17 protein-coding genes and 1 pseudogene are annotated in these 17,951 nt (G+C 40.5%); 15 read left to right on the top strand and 3 right to left on the bottom strand.

Features of this window, described 5'->3' with window-relative positions:
* The first annotated feature begins 31 nt into the window (after positions 1-31).
* From ABU914_RS02520 to ABU914_RS02570, 11 genes and pseudogenes are all read left to right on the top strand, one after another.
* A complete protein-coding gene (locus ABU914_RS02520) occupies positions 32-1,093 on the top strand; it encodes an ABC transporter substrate-binding protein (protein WP_379668223.1) in 1,062 nt (353 codons plus the stop codon).
* A gap of 287 nt (positions 1,094-1,380) precedes the next feature.
* Positions 1,381-2,157: an aldo/keto reductase gene (locus tag ABU914_RS02525; RefSeq protein ID WP_379668224.1), complete on the top strand. Its 777-nt coding sequence runs from the start codon at positions 1,381-1,383 to the stop codon at positions 2,155-2,157.
* 24 nt (positions 2,158-2,181) lie between these two features.
* A complete protein-coding gene (locus tag ABU914_RS02530) occupies positions 2,182-3,339 on the top strand; it encodes an acyl-CoA dehydrogenase family protein (RefSeq protein ID WP_379668187.1) in 1,158 nt (385 codons plus the stop codon).
* A gap of 123 nt (positions 3,340-3,462) precedes the next feature.
* On the top strand, positions 3,463-4,452 hold the full coding sequence (locus ABU914_RS02535) for an NADPH:quinone oxidoreductase family protein (protein WP_379668188.1): 990 nt from the start codon (positions 3,463-3,465) through the stop codon (positions 4,450-4,452).
* Positions 4,453-4,572: 120 nt separating this feature from the next.
* Complete coding sequence (locus ABU914_RS02540) at positions 4,573-6,099, top strand: long-chain-fatty-acid--CoA ligase (protein WP_379668189.1); 1,527 nt, start codon at positions 4,573-4,575, stop codon at positions 6,097-6,099.
* A gap of 23 nt (positions 6,100-6,122) precedes the next feature.
* Positions 6,123-6,638, top strand: coding sequence for a PaaI family thioesterase (locus ABU914_RS02545; protein ID WP_379668190.1), 516 nt, complete (start codon positions 6,123-6,125; stop codon positions 6,636-6,638).
* A gap of 13 nt (positions 6,639-6,651) precedes the next feature.
* A complete protein-coding gene (locus ABU914_RS02550; RefSeq protein ID WP_379668191.1) occupies positions 6,652-7,839 on the top strand; it encodes an acyl-CoA dehydrogenase family protein in 1,188 nt (395 codons plus the stop codon).
* Positions 7,840-7,853: 14 nt separating this feature from the next.
* Positions 7,854-8,963 carry an acyl-CoA dehydrogenase family protein gene (locus ABU914_RS02555; RefSeq protein ID WP_379668192.1) on the top strand — a complete coding sequence of 370 codons (1,110 nt, stop codon included), beginning with the start codon at positions 7,854-7,856 and terminating at the stop codon, positions 8,961-8,963.
* 50 nt (positions 8,964-9,013) lie between these two features.
* Positions 9,014-9,136 (top strand): annotated as a pseudogene (locus ABU914_RS02560) (zinc ribbon domain-containing protein); the annotation flags it as partial.
* 161 nt (positions 9,137-9,297) lie between these two features.
* On the top strand, positions 9,298-10,470 hold the full coding sequence (locus ABU914_RS02565) for an acetyl-CoA acetyltransferase (protein WP_379668193.1): 1,173 nt from the start codon (positions 9,298-9,300) through the stop codon (positions 10,468-10,470).
* 3 nt (positions 10,471-10,473) lie between these two features.
* Positions 10,474-10,884 carry a Zn-ribbon domain-containing OB-fold protein gene (locus ABU914_RS02570; protein WP_379668194.1) on the top strand — a complete coding sequence of 137 codons (411 nt, stop codon included), beginning with the start codon at positions 10,474-10,476 and terminating at the stop codon, positions 10,882-10,884.
* Positions 10,885-10,956: 72 nt separating this feature from the next.
* On the opposite strand, the gene ABU914_RS02575 is transcribed toward ABU914_RS02570, so the two are convergent.
* Entirely contained in the window at positions 10,957-11,502 is a 546-nt protein-coding gene (locus ABU914_RS02575; protein WP_379668195.1) for an STM3941 family protein, read from the bottom strand.
* A 633-nt stretch (positions 11,503-12,135) separates the two neighbouring features.
* Between ABU914_RS02575 and ABU914_RS02580 the strand changes: the two genes are divergently transcribed.
* Positions 12,136-13,191: a zinc-binding metallopeptidase family protein gene (locus ABU914_RS02580; RefSeq protein ID WP_379668196.1), complete on the top strand. Its 1,056-nt coding sequence runs from the start codon at positions 12,136-12,138 to the stop codon at positions 13,189-13,191.
* 216 nt (positions 13,192-13,407) lie between these two features.
* Here ABU914_RS02580 and ABU914_RS02585 read toward each other — a convergent pair whose 3' ends face one another.
* The gene (locus ABU914_RS02585) at positions 13,408-13,659 is read right to left on the bottom strand and encodes a hypothetical protein (RefSeq protein ID WP_379668197.1); all 252 of its coding nucleotides are present in this window, start codon (positions 13,657-13,659) and stop codon (positions 13,408-13,410) included.
* A gap of 155 nt (positions 13,660-13,814) precedes the next feature.
* On the opposite strand from ABU914_RS02585, the gene ABU914_RS02590 reads away from it, so the two are divergent.
* The 3 genes from ABU914_RS02590 to ABU914_RS02600 all read left to right on the top strand — a co-directional run bounded on the left by ABU914_RS02590 (position 13,815) and on the right by ABU914_RS02600 (position 16,948).
* The gene (locus tag ABU914_RS02590; RefSeq protein WP_379668198.1) at positions 13,815-14,801 is read left to right on the top strand and encodes an NAD(P)H-quinone oxidoreductase; all 987 of its coding nucleotides are present in this window, start codon (positions 13,815-13,817) and stop codon (positions 14,799-14,801) included.
* Between the two features lie 134 nt (positions 14,802-14,935).
* Positions 14,936-16,210 carry a threonine ammonia-lyase IlvA gene (ilvA, locus tag ABU914_RS02595; RefSeq protein WP_379668199.1) on the top strand — a complete coding sequence of 425 codons (1,275 nt, stop codon included), beginning with the start codon at positions 14,936-14,938 and terminating at the stop codon, positions 16,208-16,210.
* A gap of 96 nt (positions 16,211-16,306) precedes the next feature.
* A complete protein-coding gene (locus ABU914_RS02600; protein WP_379668200.1) occupies positions 16,307-16,948 on the top strand; it encodes an NUDIX hydrolase in 642 nt (213 codons plus the stop codon).
* Between the two features lie 58 nt (positions 16,949-17,006).
* Here the strand turns inward: ABU914_RS02600 and ABU914_RS02605 are convergent, their stop codons facing one another.
* Complete coding sequence (locus tag ABU914_RS02605; RefSeq protein WP_379668201.1) at positions 17,007-17,804, bottom strand: alpha/beta fold hydrolase; 798 nt, start codon at positions 17,802-17,804, stop codon at positions 17,007-17,009.
* Positions 17,805-17,951: the final 147 nt, after the last annotated feature.

Raw genomic sequence — 17,951 nt, forward strand, 5'->3', positions numbered from 1 at the left:
GTGAGAAATGTTGAATCGAAAACGAATAAAAATGATTCTGTTTCCATTATTTCTAATCATGCTTGTCATCGCAGGTTGTTCTTCGAAAGTTGACACCTCGGAAAACGAAAGGGGAAAAGAAGAAGTTGATGGACTCGCGCCGCTTGAAAAAACAGAAAAAGTGTACATTGCGGAAGATGGCGCAGCTTCGGGAGCGGGTTTTTATATCGCGAATGAAAAAGGTTATTTCAAAGATTTTAATATTGACATCGAGTTTGTAACATTTGCGAATTCTGACGACATGTTGCCGGCTGTCGCATCAGGAAAAGTCGATGTGGCGGGGGGAATATCGACAGCGGCATTTTTTAATTCGCTTGCACAAGGGATTGACGTAAAAATGATTGCTGACAAAGGCCATAATATAAAAGGCAAGTCGTATTTTACGTTCGTCATTCGAAAAGATCTTACAAATGAAATTCAAAGTTACGAAGATTTCAAAGGAAAAACGATAGCAGTTTCAACAAATAATGGTGTAGACGACTATATATTTGAACAGATGCTTCATCACGGTGGATTGACACGCGACGATGTAGAGTTTGTATTAATGGCTGATTTTGGAAATATGTTAGCTGCGATTGGGAATGGGTCAATCGACGCTGCGTTACAAATTGAACCACTCGTTACGAAAGGAATTGCAGAAAATATTCACGAACGCTTCGGTGATGCGACCGATTATGCACCTGAAGCACAAATCGCAATGGTGTTGTCTTCTCCGAAATTTTTAGTAGACCGAGAAGAGGTCGCCTTGCGGTTCATGGTTGCATATTTAAAAGGTGTTCGTGATTATAACGATGCCTTTGGAAAGGGAACGGGTGACAAAGACGAGATGATTGACATTATGACGAAATATACGACACTAAAAGAAAAAGAGGTTTGGAAAGAAGTAAATGTGACAGGATTAAATCCAAACGGTGAGATGTTTATCGAAGATATTAAAAATCAATTTGAAGTGTACAAAGCGAACGGCGCAATTAAAGGAGACTTAAACTTCGACGATTCCATTGATACGACAATCACCGAGAGGGCCGTTGAAATTCTTGGGGAGTATGAGTAAAAGGGCAGTCAGTTATCGTTACGATGACTGGCTGTATTATTTTTGTTCTTGTCAGATTATGGTTTCGTCGTAGTTTAAATTTTCTCTTGCAATTGGATACGATCTTAAATGAAGAAATGTATTTGATCTCAATGAGGCTTTGAATGGCAATTTTGTTAACGTCTCAGAGCTTGCAAATCGCTTTGCACTTCATTTCAAACTATAATACGATAGAATCAAAAGAATAATTGTGAGGAGGCGATGAGTTGAGGTTAACTGATACAGCAACGTTACATAACGGTGTGGAAATGCCATATGTTGGTTTAGGTGTATATAAAGCAATGGAAGGTCAAGAAGTTGAAAATGCTGTGAAAGCAGCTTTGAAGCACGGTTATCGTAGCATTGACACCGCACAGTTTTATGCAAACGAACGGGGCGTTGGGAAAGCGCTAAAAGAGTCAGGTGTACCGCGTGAAGAAGTGTTCATAACGACGAAAGTGTGGAATGATTCCCAAGGTTATGACAGCACGCTGCGAGCATTTGAAGCTAGCAGGGAAAAGCTCGGTCTCGATTATATTGATTTATATTTAATTCACTGGCCGATTACAGGGAAATATAAAGACACGTGGAGAGCACTTGAGCACCTTTATCGTGAGAAAAAAGTCCGTGCGATCGGAGTGAGCAACTTTCAAATTTATCATCTTGAAGAAGTGATGGAAGATTGTGAAGTAAAGCCGATGGTGAATCAAATTGAACTTCATCCGAAGTTGACGCAAAGAGAACTGCTTACATTTTGCCAAAAGCACGACATTCAAGTTGAGGCGTGGAGTCCGCTTATGCGAGGCAAATTTTTTGATCATCCGACTTTGATTGCACTTTCGAAAAAGTATAACAAAACAGTTGCTCAAATTATTTTACGTTGGGACATTCAACAAAAGATCGTCACGATTCCAAAATCTGTCAATGAAGCGCGTATTAAAGAAAACGCAAATATTTTTGATTTTGAATTGACAGAACAAGAAATTACAGATATTGCGAAGATGAATGAAAACCTTCGTCTTGGTCCGAACCCTGACGATTTTTAATAATGAACGAGGAAGTGGACGCAAATGCCATTACTGAAAACTGAACGACAAAAAGAAATTTATAAACTGCTTGATGAACGAGAAGGGGCATTTAAACAGTGTGGTGCAAAAGCAGATGCTGAAAATTCGTTTCCGTATGAAAATATTGAGGAACTAAAGAAAATAGGCTTTACGAGTTTGACCGTTCCGAAAGAATTTGGCGGCGAAGAAATTCCGTTGTATGAAATGGTTTTATATTTAGAAAAGCTTGGGCAAGCCGATGGTTCAACAGCACTTGGGCTTGGTTGGCATCTTGGGATTATGATGGACTTAGCCGAACGTAGACCGTGGCAAGCCGACGTTTATAAGGAAGTATGTGAGCATGCTGTGAAAGAGGGAGCGCTTTTAAATCGCGCAGCAACGGAACCGAAAACAGGCAGTCCGACTCGAGGTGGAAAACCTGAGACAACAGCTGTGAAGCAATCAGATGGTTCATGGAAAATTACTGGAAGAAAAACGTTTACGACGATGTCTCCCGTTCTCGATTACTTTCTCGTCGCTGCAACCGATGATGAGACAGCCGATGTAAATGAATATCTTATTCCGAGAAATACAAATGGTGTGTCTATTGAAGAAACGTGGGATTCCGTTGCAATGCAAGGGACGGGAAGTCACGACTTAGTGATGCAAGACGTCATCATCCCTGCTCACTATCTAGTTGAAGCGAAACGGAATGAACGAAAAGCACGACCGAGCGGCTGGCTTTTGCATATTCCGTCTGTTTATTCTGGGATTGCGCGTGCAGCTCGAAATGAAGCGTTAAAATTTGCGACGACCTATTCTCCGAATAGCATCGTCGGAACGATTAGCGAAATTCCGAACGTACGCAGACTTATCGGGGAAATTGAAATGAAACTTCACCAATCACGGCAAATTTTATATACGACTGCAAGAGCATGGGATGAAGAACTGGAAAATCGAAATCAGATGACAGCCCAACTCCAAGTAGCAAAATATACGGTGACGAATACTGCGATTGAAGTCGTTGATCTTGCAATGCGGATTGTTGGTGCGAGAAGTTTGTCAGCAAAAAATCCGTTACAGCGTTATTATCGTGATGTTCGCGCTGGTTTACACAATCCGCCGATGGATGACGCAGTCATTGCATTGCTCGCGGAACAAGCGATTCAATCGTTTAAGTAATAATCTGTTACAGGAGCAGGATAGTTACTGCTCTTCACTTTACTTTCAGAATATTATTTACTTATAATAAATTCAGTGGTACAGTATTTGTGAATCTACTTTATTTTGAGGGGGTAATGGAAAATGAAAGCATGGCAAGTAAAACGTTTAGCTGATCCAGCAGAAGCACTCGAAATAGCAGAAGTGGAAAAGCCACAGTTAGAAGACGGAAAAGTGATCATTAAAGTCGAAGCAACAGCGCTAAACTTTTTCGATATTTTGCTTTGCCAAGGAAAATATCAAGAGAAGCCACCGTTACCGTTTACACCAGGTGCAGAAGTTTCGGGAACGGTCGTTGAAGTTCCAAATAACAGTAAATTCCAAGTTGGCGATCGGGTTTTAGCACAACCACAAATGCCAAACGGAGGGCTGGCAGATTATGTTTCTGCTGCTGAAGAAAATTCGGTTTATAAAATTCCAGAGACGATGGATTTCAAAGATGCTGCAGCGATGTACATTACATATCAAACAACATATTACGCCCTTCATTATCGAGCGCAAATTAAACAAGGAGAAGTCCTGCTCGTTCACGCAGGTGCGGGCGGCGTCGGCTCAGCGGCCATTCAATTAGGAAAAGCAGCTGGCGCAAAAGTAATTGCTACCGCAGGTGGACCGGAAAAAACGAACGTATGCCGTGAACTTGGGGCTGACGTTGTTATCGACTATTTGTCAGAGGACTTCGTCGAGATTGTGAAAAAAGAAACAAATGGTCGCGGAGCAGATGTTATTTATGACCCAGTTGGAGGAGACACGTTCGATAAATCACGAAAATGTATTGCGTTTGATGGTCGATTACTCGTCATCGGTTTTGCGGGCGGCAGAATTCCTGAAGCACCAGCAAACCATGCTCTTGTGAAAAACTATTCGATTGTAGGCGTTCACTGGGGTTATTTCAAACGTCTCTACCCAGAAGGCGTCGTTAATATTCATGAAAAATTAATGCAGTTGTATGAAGCAGGGAAAATTAAACCTCTTATTTATGATGAATTTCCGTTTGAGAAAGTACCTGAAGCGTTAAACATGCTTGGAAGCCGGAAAACTTATGGAAAGTTAATCGTAAAACTAACTAACTAGTCAGTTTGTTCCCCCTACAAATTAGGGGGATTTTTCATAACAATTCATTTTGATAATTGTTAGAATCTTTAATATAATAGAAATAGAACAATAATAATAGAAAAAGGAGGTTAGACAGCGATGATTTTAACAGATTTAATGCAGCAAAACATTGATAAGTACGGAGAATATCCTTTTTTGTACTTCGGGGAGAAAGCGATTACAAATGTGGAAACGGCTGAGTATGCGGGTCAGTTTGCAGCTGTATTAACGCAACATAACATTAAAAAAGATGACCGAGTGGTCGTTTGTATGCCGAACTGTCCTGACGTTATATTTTCATACCAAGGGATTATGCGGACTGGTGCGATCGTTATCCCTGTCATGTATTTGCTTCATCAACAGGAAATACACTTTATCTTGCAAGATTCTGAAGCGAAAGCAATTATAACATCAAGCATGCTTTATTCAAAAGTTAAAAAAGCTTGCGATGGATTGTCAAAGCGCCCGAAAATTTTTGTTGTAGATGAAGTGAATGATGAAGAAGCGATTGTTGTTTATTCAGAAGCTGAAAGTCTTGATCCGATCGAGACAAGCGTATCGGCGACTGAAAGTGATGTAGCAGTCATTTTGTATACATCAGGAACAACAGGAAAGCCGAAAGGGGTTATGCTCACGCATAAAAATCTTTATTCGAACGCGTCGACATCCGCTTCATTACAAGAAGATGAAGAGCGCGGAACGACACTCGGTGTTCTCCCACTTGCACACGTATACGGATTTACCGTAACAAACGCATGTTTTTTATTAGGGGCATCGATCGTCATTTTTGCAATGTTTAATTTGGAAGAAGTGTGTAAAGCGATTGAAAAGCATAAAGTAAAAGGCTTCAATGCTGTGCCTGCAATGATTCACGCCATGCTAATGAGTCCGATTACTGAAAAATATGATCTATCTAGTCTCGAATCAGTCGGATCCGGATCAGCGCCGATTCCGGTCGCTCTTATTGAAGGGTTTAAAAAGAAATTTAACGCCGATGTACTTGAAGGATATGGACTATCAGAAGCCGCTCCGGTCGTATCGACAAATCGCAAAACGATGCCCGTTAAACCAGGATCAGTCGGACTACCGCTTCCTGGCATTGAAATTAAAATTGCCGATGAAAATGGGAATGAACTTCCAACAGGTGAAGTTGGTGAGTTGCTCGTACGTGGTGACAATATAACGCCGGGATATTTTCGAAATGAAGAAGCGACGAAAGAAGCAATTCGAGATGGGTGGCTGCATACGGGTGATATGGGAAGAGTCGACGAAGATGGATACCTTTATATCGTCGATCGGAAAAAAGATTTAATAATTCGTGGTGGCTTTAACATTTATCCGCGTGAGCTAGAAGAATTAATTTCTCGACATGAGGCTGTGTCTGAAGTCGCTGTCATCAGTGTACCTTCTGAAAGAATGGGGGAAGAAGTAGTCGCATTTGTCGTGAAAAAACCGAGAGTCGAAATTACAGAAGAAGATTTGATCGAGTACTGTCAAGATAAACTAGCAAAATATAAAACCCCGCGGAGAGTGCTGTTTGTTAAAACATTGCCAAAAAACGCAGTCGGAAAAGTATTAAAACAACAGCTCAAACTACAATCACAAGACGTTGAGCTGTACATCTAACAGATAGAAAGGGAGATAGAGAGATGGGATTTGAGCTTGGAGAGTACCATGATCGAGAACATTTAAAAGAGATGATCGATCAATTTTCACCTGAGCAATTAGAAAGTCTCCATTTTTACATGAACATTTTAAATAAAGGGTTTTCAGGTAGGAGGGGACCTGAAGGCAAGGTCATTCGAGGCTTTATCGATCTTTCAATTGAACGAACAGGGGATTGGAAAACAGTTGCTACACTCCCGCTTCGGTGGGAAATGTACAATGGTCTTGGGATTGTGCATGGAGGGATAATGGCGACATTTATTGATAATGCAATGGGAACGACACTGTTTATGTGTCATCCTAACGAACTTGTTCAGCAAGTGACCGTTGATTTAAACATTCACTATTTAAAAGGGGCTAAAGGGAAAAAACTTATGGCAGAAACAGAGCTTATTCAAGCCGGGAGAAGTATCGCTGTGTTGGACTGTGATGTCCGAGATGAAAAAGATGACATTGTTTCAAAAGCTACGGGTACGTTTCGAGTGTGGACAAAATCATAACGAGGTGAATGAAATGGATTTATCGTTTACGCCAGAACAAGAACAATATCGTCAACGTGTTCGCGAGTGGTTGCTAGAAAATATTCCAGAAGGTTGGGGGACGCCTCAGTTTGAATGGCCAGATGATGAAAAAGAACGAGGAGCGTTATTGCGCGAATGGGATCGCAAGCTATACGAAGGCGGATTCGCGGGTATTTCTTGGCCGAAAGAATATGGTGGGCAAGGGTTAACACACGTTGAAGAAATTATTTATGACGAAGAAGCTGGAAAATTAAATGCTCCAGGCGGCATTAACGTGTTAGGAAAATTATTACTCGGTCCGACGTTGCTTCTTTTCGGGTCAGAAGAGCAGAAACAACGGTTCCTTCCGCCATTATTGCGAGGTGATGAAGTATGGTGTCAAGGCTTCTCTGAACCGAACGCTGGATCTGACTTAGCTGCCTTGCAAACGAGAGCGGAACTAGATGGTGATGAGTGGGTAATTAATGGGCAGAAAGTATGGACGAGTTATGCTCATCACGCGGATTGGTGTTTCGTACTTGCAAGAACGGATCAAGAAGCGCCGAAGCATAAAGGCATTTCATTTTTTCTCGTACCGATGGACAGTGAAGGTGTTACGGTACGTCCACTCGTTCAATTAAATAAAAATAGAGATTTTAACGAAGTGTTTTTTGATAATGTTAGAATCTCGAAAGATCACGTCGTCGGTGGTGTGAATAACGGTTGGAAAGTTGCAATGGGGACGCTTGGATTTGAGCGTGGTACGCTAGCGCTCGGTCGTCAAGTCCGGTTCCAAAATGAATTTAATGAGCTTGCGCAGCTTGCTGGAGAAATGCGGGCAGCTGACGGCACGCTTGTTAAAGATAATCCATATTTCCGACAGCGTCTCGTAGAAATTTTTAATGACATACGCATCATGCGCTATCACGGTTTAAAAACGATTAGCCAATTACTTAATGAAGGGAAGCTAGGACCCGAAGCATCGCTTCAAAAGCTATTTTGGACGACGATGCATGTAAATTTAGGCGAGGTAGCAATGGAAGTGCTTGGAGCGGAATCTCCTTACTGGGGTAAAGATAGTGCCAGTCGTGGAAAGATGCAAGATGTATATTTTTCATCGCGGGGAGCGACGATTTATGCAGGCTCGACGCAAATTCAAAAAAATATCATTGCCGAGAGAATTCTCGGAATGCCTAGGTAAGGAGTGACGATAACATGTTTTTTGGTTTTAATGAAGAAGAGAAAATGGTGCAAAAAAGTGTCAAAGATATGCTTGAAAATCATTGCTCGACAGAACATGTGCGTCAGTTTATGGACAATCCAACTGTTTCTGAAAAAATAAAAGAATTATTTGGTCAACAAGGATTGCTTGGGATAGTAGAACAAGACGATGAAATGATAACCGGTGTGACTTATGCAATTTTAATTGCTCAAGAAGCAGGTCGGGCGCTCTTACCTTTTCCACTGCTTGAAAATATGGCGGGATTGTATGCGCTGAAAACATGCAAGCAACACGATGCTTTAATTGATGAAGTTGAAGCTGGAAAAACGATGCTAACGATTGCATGGAGACCGAAAGAGGCGCTCGCGATAAAAACAACGGACGGATATTCACTTTCAGGCGTACTTGAAGAAGTTCCGTTTGCTGCTGATGCAGACAAAATCATTGCTTCTGTACGGTTTGCTGGTGCAGGTTATACACCGAGCGAGGAGGAAACGGTCGTTGTCCTTGATCGGAATAGTGATGCGATCAGCATGCGGAAACGAAATGGATTTGACGAAACGTATCCGATTTATGACGTTACGTTACACAATTATTCACTGCAAGAAAGCAACGTTGTCCAAGGAATCGGAATGGGTGTCGGACATACGCTCATGGAAAAAGTACAACAACTCGGTGCACTATTGCTCGCTTCTGAAATGGTCGGAGCATCAGAACGTGCTCTTTATGATACAGTTGCATATACGAAAGAACGAAAGCAGTTCGGTGTTGTTATCGGAACGTTTCAAGCGTTAAAGCATATGGCTGCTGATATGTATTTGCTCGTTGAAAGTGCGAAATCAGCAGTAGAATATGCTGCATGGGCACTTGAAGCTGGAGATGAGGAAGCAGACTTAGCAGTTTCTATTGCAAAATCGTATGCTTCAAAAGCGGCTAAAAAAGTAACCGGTGATGCGATTCAAATGCAAGGAGGAATTGGATTTACGTGGGAAAATGATATGCATCTCTTTTTTAAGAGAGCAACAAGAAGTGCATCGTTACTAGGTGATACGTACGAACATAATGAAAAAATTGCACAAGTGGCAATCGATCGTCTGTCGTAATTGTAGAATCATGTTTAACTTAATTTCCGAAAGAAGTCTCCCATCCTCAAGGAATAGAAAAAGAAATTCCGTCGCCCGAACGTGTGTATAAGTGTTCTTGCGGCTTTGTATTCGATCGTGATCACAATTCAGCAATCAATATCAAAAATGAAGGATTGCGCTTATTAGCATAAAGAACATAAGCCCCCACTTCAAGCGACCCGTAAGGGTGGTAAGTGGTGGGAGCAGTTCACGACACGTTCTTACGCGTGTCTTGTTTTTTCGCATTTGTTATAAACAAAGGATGTTTGTTTCCATTTGAACGAGTGATGTTACATTGAGGAGGAAGAGAGGAATGTCAATAAAACGCACCGCTGCAATCGTCGGAGTTGCGGAACATGATTTAGAAAAAGGAAAAGTTCCAGGTGGGAAAACAGTGCTTCAAATGCAAGCGACTGTCGCTAAACAAGCACTTGAAGAAGCAGGTTTGACGAAAGATGATGTTGATGGATTGTTTGTTGCGGGTTCATGGGGGTTGCCTGGAGTTGGGCTTATGCCAAGTGTAACGATGGCGGAATATTTAGGAATTCGTCCTCGTTATACCGATTCAACAAATATCGGGGGCTCTTCATTTGAAGCGCATGTCGGACATGCAGCTGCAGCGATTCAAGCAGGGCTTTGTGATGTAGCGCTTATTTTATACGGAAGTACACAACGGTCCAATCGTTCAAGAAATTTAAGTGCTGGACGTCCTTCTGAATATACTGCTCAATTTGAAAGCATTTGGGGTATGCCAGCTCCAGTCGGAGCGTATGCGATGGCAGCACATCGTCATATGCATGAATATGGAACGACGAGCGAACAACTTGCGGAAATTGCGGTGTCGACGAGAAAATGGGCACAGTTAAATCCACGAGCGATGTACCGGGATGAAATAACGGTTACTGATGTTTTACAATCTCCGCTCATATGTGAGCCGCTTCATTTATTGGATTGTTGTCTTGTGACAGACGGTGCAGGTGCAGTCGTCATTACATCAGCGGAGCGAACCCGTGACTGTAAAACAACACCTGTCTGGATTTTAGGGCACGGTGAAGCACATACACATTCACTCATTAGCAGCATGCCGGATCTCACACTGACGACGGCGAAAGAATCAGGACAACGTGCATTTGAAATGGCGGGTGTCACTCATGAAGACATTGACATTGCGCAAATTTATGACTCATTTACGATAACTGTTCTTATCACACTCGAGTCGCTCGGGTTTTGTAAACCTGGAGAAGGAGTTGATTTTGTGGCCAATGGTCGAACGGCTCCAGGTGGAGATTTTCCAATGAATACGAACGGAGGTGGGTTATCTTACGCCCATCCAGGTATGTATGGCATCTTTTTAATAATCGAAGCCGTTCAGCAATTACGTGGTGAATGTGGAGACCGTCAAGTATCAGATGCAAAGCTAGCTCTTGTGAATGGCACAGGCGGCGTCCTTTCATCAACAGCAACGTGTATTTTAGGGAGGGACTAATCTATGCAACATTATGAAAAACCATTGCCACTCATTGATCATGACACACGTTATTTTTGGAAACAGTGCAAACAGAATAAACTGATGGTACAGCAATGCAAAGATTGCAAACGTCATATTTTTTATCCACGCAATATATGCCCGCACTGTATGTCCGATGAAATCGAATGGGTTGAAAGTAGCGGCAAAGGCAAAATCTATTCATACACTGTTGCACATCGAGCAGGCGGACCCGGATTTCAAGATAATGTTCCGTATATTATCGCTTTAATCGAACTAGATGAAGGCGTGCGGATGATGAGTACGATCGTGAATTGTGACCGTTCTAAACTTGTTTGTGACATGCCTGTTGAAGTCGTTTTTGATCCAGTGACCGAGGACGTAACATTGCCGAAGTTTCAACCCGTAGTTTAAGTATAAAACCCTTTTCTGTCTTTATTTAACAGAAAAGGGTTTATATCTTGTACAGTGAACGTATGGTGAACATCACTTGCAATTAATATGTTTCAAATTGTTATTTGCCACGTTTTCTTCAAAAGTACGCCTATCTAGTTCATGAACTAGTTTTTCTTGATCCTTTCGTTTAATCAGTCCCCATACAATTGCAAATGGAGCAAAATTCATCGCTTGATTTAGTTTAATAAGTCTTCTCGCATTGACTGTCATCATATGAATGTATTTTTCATCATCATGTAATAAAATTTCTACGAATTTATTAAATTTAATTTCTATAATTCGATACCCTTCTATGTCCTTCCATTTAATAGGAATTGGATTTTTTGATGATGCGCTTAAAATTAACTCTTCTTTAGTTAAAATCAAGTAAGGCTCTGAGGAGAAGAATTTTTTAAACCCGACAATGATGACTACAGCAAAAAACAATCCTAAAGTTGCTCCCAAGGCACTGTGAAAGTAGTCTCCATCGTTAAAAGCAGCTACGCATATTAAAAATCCGAATGCTGAAAATACTATGCCCATAATGAGTAATAAAAAATTCCTTATCTTTGATGGATAAAAATGCAGTTCTTCCATAGTACTTCCCTCCACAGTTGTTTCAGATTGGCTAATATATCATATTTACCACAAGCTACATTTTCGGACAATAAACCTATAGATGCAGAACTTTTATCATCTGCATTTTTTACAATAAAAGACAAAAATCTACATTCTAAGTTGCGTAGTTATTTGAGGTGGTAACGTGTTGGGCAATAATGAATTTCATAAACTTTATGACCAAATGAACGCTCAAGCGTCAGAATGATTAAAATCATACGGATTTAATTTAACTGTCACCTTTTTTGCCGCTTTAATTTTTTTATGAATCTTTCACTGTTAATCCTTTCATTTATGCTGTATCCTTTTGCAAGAATCATTTATGATGACTTAATTTGTTTCAGGTTCCAGACTTTGGTCATTCATTCCCCTCTCATTACGGAGAAAGCAGTCATTATAGATCCCTTTCAGCTTTTTTTGATCGGGAGAGGTGAAGGAAAAGATTTAGAGGATTAGCACATACTGACTAACGTATGTTCCAACTATAAATGAAAACATCGTTATTTGGATGCATGAAATCTATAAACGAAATGTGCCTGTTTGATGTAAACGAAGCTTTTCTTTTGTTATACTAATGTTGGAAATGAATGGAATGTTTAGGAGGATATTATGTTGGACGAACAGTCGAAACAGTTTTTACTTGAATTGTTACAAACCCCTTCCCCTTCTGGACACGAAATGGAGATTCAGCAAAAGTGGCTGAACTATGTTAAACCTTTTGCTGATACGATTGAGACAGACTATGCTGGTAATGCAATTGCTGCTCTTAACAAAAATGCAAATGTTAAAGTTTTATTAGCAGGGCATTGTGATGAAATTGGCTTTCTTGTGAGGCGAATTGATGACAACGGATTCATTTATGTGGAGAAGCTCGGGGGCATTAGCCATAAACCTGCGATCGGTATGAAAGTCCAATTTCTTGGAAAAAACTCGATTATCGGCATGATTGGGGTAAATGCGGAACATCATGGCGGTGTGAAAGACGAATTTAAATTTCATGATTTATTTATCGATATCGGAGCAAAAAGCAAACGCGAAGCACAAGAATACGTTTCAATTGGCGATGTTGCAGTCTATAAGCGCGATCCTGAATTACTTCTCAATGAGCGGATTGCTGGTCGGGGTCTCGACAACCGGACAGGTGCATTTATCGTTGCGGAAGTCATGAAGAGGCTTAGTGATAAAGCTCTTCATGTTGGTGTTTTTGGTGTTAGCACAGTTAATGAAGAAACAAACATGGGGGGCGCTTATTTTGCTGGTGCAAACATTGAACCATCGATGGCACTAGCGTTGGATGTCACGTTTGCAACAGATTATCCGAGTGTTGATCGTGGAAAACATGGTGAGATTGATCTTGAAAAAGGCCCCGTACTAGCCAAAGGGGCACCAATCAATTGGAAGCTTAACGAGCTACTAGAAAAAAGTGCGGAACGGCTAGATATTTCACTGCAATATGAGTTAACACCGAGACGAACGGGCACCGATGCTGACCAAATTCGACTGACTGGAAAAGGAGTTCCGATTGCACTTGTTTCGTTGCCATTGCGTTACATGCATTCACCGGTTGAGACTGCAAGTCTTCAAGATATTGAAGAAGAAATTTCACTTCTCGTCGATTTCATTTCGAATTTAAGTGGGAATGAAAATCTTAAGCCGCTTACGATATAAGTGAATTTGTAACGTTTTAACGAGTCCCAAATGTGTAAAAGAATGATCCGGTTAATTGTTCAAAGGACATCATCGCATGTTGAAAACTATGAAAAGTAGTTCAGGTAGCTTTGTGCATATTTCTTAGGTGTGCTAAAACTTGACTAATTAAACAGTCTCTATAAGAAAAAAAGCCTTCACCATTCATGAAGGCGCAGAACAGAAACAATTTGTTTATTACCACCAACCCCAAGGAAGAAATGCGAGAGTGGCAATGGCTCCTAACGGAATCCCGATGGCAAGACCGGCACCGAATCCCCAAAAATAAACACCATGGCCACCCGTGCCTCTATCAAGAGGTCGTAAATAAACGTTTTTACGGTCAACTCGGTCGATGATTCCGTGGTGAACGGCACCGTCGTGACACGTAATTTTAACAGGAACACCGATATTCTTATTGCACATGTTGTAATAATGTTCAGCTGACATATTGAAACTCCTTTCATTAAGAAAATAGCTTGCTAACTTACGTTTACGATCACTATATGGTTGGAATCATGTATTTGTATAGGGAAACTTCTTAGTCAAAGCATGGAATTATTGTTTTAATCGCCTAAATTTAAATGAAGTAAGGAGTGACCGTTGTGAAAGCAGTCGTCATTAAAGAACCAGGTGGTCCAGACATGCTATCGATTGAAAAAGTGGAAAAACCGAGTATCAATGCGAATGAAGTGCTTGTTCGTGTTCGGGCGACAGCGCTGAACCGAGCGGATTTATTACAACGTAGAGGATTTTATCCGCCACCAAAAGGAGCTTCGAACATTCTTGGACTTGAAATGGCTGGTGAAGTCGTAGAAATAGGGGATCACGTGACGAAGGCGAAAAAAGGTGACAAAGTCTGCGCGCTTTTGCCTGGAGGTGGTTATGCCCAATATACAGTCGTACCAGAAGAGATGCTTATTCCTATTCCAGACAATTTAAGTTTTGAGCAAGCAGCGGCGATTCCAGAGGTTTTTTTAACTGCATATTTGAATTTATTTATGCTCGGAAATCTAAAACGAGACTATAATGTTCTCGTACATGCTGGTGCGAGCGGTGTTGGAACAGCAGCAATCCAACTGATTCGTGAAGCGGGGGCAACAGCCTATGCAACAGCTGGTTCAAATGAAAAAATTGCTCGTGCTATCGAACTTGGTGCTTCGGACGGTTGGAATTATAATGAAGGCTCATTTTTACCGTGGATAAAAGAAAAGACGAATCATAATGGGGTCAATATTGTTCTCGATTTTGTTGGAGCACCATATTTCGAAGATAATTTGCAATCATTAGCAATCGATGGCAGGCTCATCGTGATCGGAACGATGGGCGGGATACACGTAAATAATGTAAACTTAGGTTTTATTTTAAAAAATCGCCTTCAAATTATCGGAACAGCGTTACGGACACAGCCATTTGAAAAAAAGGTTGAGTTGACGAAGGCATTCACTAAATTTGCGTTGGAGCGGTTTAAAAATGGACGGCTACAACCAGTGATTGACAGCATTTACGATTGGAAAGACGTTTCAAAAGCACATGAATATATGGAATCAAATGCGAATATAGGTAAAATTATTTTGAACGTAACGGACTAACGAACAACATGCTGACATCGTTCTCGTTTATAATGAACATGTCAGCTTTTTTTCACATAATAAACTTATATATGTTAAAATAAAGGGATAATAATAGGATAAATTTGTTTTGGGAAAGAGAGAGGGACCATGTTATGAAGACAGAAGAAGGGACCACAGTGAGTAACAAAGTGAATATCGAAGAAATCATTATCGCTAATCAAAAGTTAAAAGATGTCATTAGTAAAACACCACTTCAACTTAATGATGTTCTGTCTGATAAATATGCGAGCAACGTTTATTTGAAACGAGAGGACTTGCAGAAAGTACGCTCGTTTAAACTGAGAGGAGCATACAACGCAATTCAGAGCTTGTCACCTGATGAAATGGAAAGAGGAGTTGTCTGTGCAAGTGCTGGAAACCATGCTCAAGGTGTGGCATATTCGTGTAAAGAATTACAGATTAACGGAAAGGTTTTTATGCCGACGACTACTCCAAGGCAAAAAGTTACGCAAGTGAAACGATTTGGCGGGGAATATATTGAAGTGATTTTAACAGGGGATACGTTTGATGATTCGTTTCAAAAAGCGAACAATTATTGTAATGAGCATAAAATGACATTTATTCATCCATTTGACGATTGTAAAACGATTGTCGGACAAGGAACGATCGGGATGGAAGTAATGAACGAGATAGAAGAACCACCAGATTATGTGTTTTTAAGTATCGGTGGCGGAGGTCTTGCTGCAGGTGTCGCTACTTATATAAAAAGCATTAGCCCTGAAACGAAAATCATTGGTGTTGAACCGAGCGGTGCGCCTACAATGAAAGAATCGTTCCGACAAGGAAAAGTCGTCAACCTTGAAAAAATTGATAAATTCGTTGATGGGGCCGCCGTGAAAAAAGTTGGCAAGATAACATTTAATATTTGTAAAGACTTACTCGATGACGTCGTTATCGTTCCAGAAGGGAAAATTTGTACGACCATCCTTGATTTATATAACGAAAATGCGATCGTTGCTGAACCAGCTGGGGCACTTTCGATTGCAGCGCTCGATTTTTATGCTGATGAAATTAAAGGTAAAAATGTCGTCTGTATTTTAAGTGGCGGTAATAATGACATTGGCAGAATGCAAGAAATTAAAGAGAAGTCGCTGATTTACGAAGGATTAAAACATTACTTTATCGTTAACTTTCCACAACGGGCGGGTGCATTGCGTGAGTTTATCGAAGAAGTGCTCGGACCACACGATGACATTACACGATTTGAATATACGAAGAAAAATAACCGTGAAGAAGGTCCGGCACTCGTCGGAATCGAATTGAAATGTCGGGAAGATTACGAACCGCTCATCTCAAGACTAAAAACAAAAGGCTTTCGGTATATCGAAATTAATAATGATGAAGATTTATTCCATCTTTTAATTTGAGTATACACTTAATATAAGTCCTCGATATGCTCGTTGACAGGATGGGCCTTACGGAGCGGTTAAACTGTAATAAAATGAGAAAAGGGGTCGTCTGATTTGAGTATTGATTTGGCATCAATTGAAGGCATATTCAAAAATCGACGTGCTAATTTATTAGGTCATGAGCAGATGAGAATTGCTTCGGTATTGTTGCCACTTCTAGAAAAAGACGGGCAAACTCATGTTTTATTTCAGGTGCGTGGGAAACGACTACGAACACAACCAGGCGAAATTTGCTTTCCTGGCGGTGGAGTTGAAAGGCAAGATAAAAATGAGGCGGAAACAGCGATTCGGGAAACATGTGAAGAGCTAGGCTTAGAAAAGCAACACATTAAAATGGTTGCTCCGCTTGATCTTTACGTCACACCATTTCATGCGATCATTTATCCGTACGTAGGAGTAATCCTTCAGCCTGAGGCAATTTGCCCAGATGATTTTGAAGTGGAAGAAGTGTTTACTGTTCCGTTGGATTACTTGCTTAACTACAAACCAAAGCAACATCCTGTTCATTTACAAGTAAAACCGGATGATTCGTTTCCTTACCATTTAATCCCAAGAGGGAAATATTATAAATGGCGTACTGGTCAAGTACCTGAATACTTTTATTTCTACGATAAATACGTCATATGGGGATTAACGGCAAGGATTTTAACGAACTTTTTAACGGTAATTAAAGGGCAAGAATTGACAATTAAATAAACTTTATCGAAAAAGATGTATTGGTAGACTGTTCCATTCACAATACATCTTTTTTCATTCAATGTGATTTTAAATCTAATAGCACAGATGAAGCCTTTTCCGCGACTGATGATTGGCGGACTAAGTCTAAATGGTTGTACGTTGGGAAGTCTGCTAAATGTACAGCCCCTTCAGCTAAGACGGAATTTTCGGGTACGAGGCCATCACTTTTCGTTTTGTAGATGAGCCGTAAGGTAAGCCAAGCAAATAACACCTCACCGATAACACCAAAATTATTTAAAGGGTTACGCGTTGTATATCCTCGGATGGTGTAAATCTTTCCGTTGTTCCAAAGTGGAGCACGATGAATCGGACAGCGTGTATTAAACTCTTTTGTCCATCCAGGCGTTAAATTTTCAAAGGCTTTTCTAGCTCCGATTAAAAAACTGAGCCATTTATAAAAGACAGCTAGAGGCGATCCGTAATTAGGTGTTCCTAGTGTTACGAGATTTGTGACTGTATTTGGATTATTGAAAATATATTGTCTTGCGACAAGTCCACCCATACTGTGAGCAATAATGTGAAAATGCTCCCCTAAATGATGTTTTTCCTGCAAAATACGAACTTTCTTTTCAACTTCTAATGCTTGCTTTTCCACAGAGTCTGCTCCAGAACGGTAGTTATTTGCTCCGATGGAATACACAATTTTTCCATTAAAATAATTTTGTTTTACCTTTGTTTCGGAATTTGTATAAATAATGTATACATTATTAGAACCCCAAAGATTAGTAATCGTATGTAAAAAATTTTTACCCCATTTATGAATATTGATTAAACCGCTTATGAGCACCAAATCTGTTGGGTTGTTTTCTACCATTGTCCCCCACTCCTTTCATCTCTCGCTTTTAATCATTTTAAAGTAGTATTCATTCAATAGATATCCCTATAAAAGTCGGATGAACATCGGTAATTCGACAAAAGTATGGATGCGATACAGAAGTGATAAAAGTTGGAATTGTTTTTT

The organism is Pueribacillus sp. YX66 (assembly GCF_041725775.1).
GTDB lineage: Bacteria > Bacillota > Bacilli > Bacillales > UBA6769 > Pueribacillus.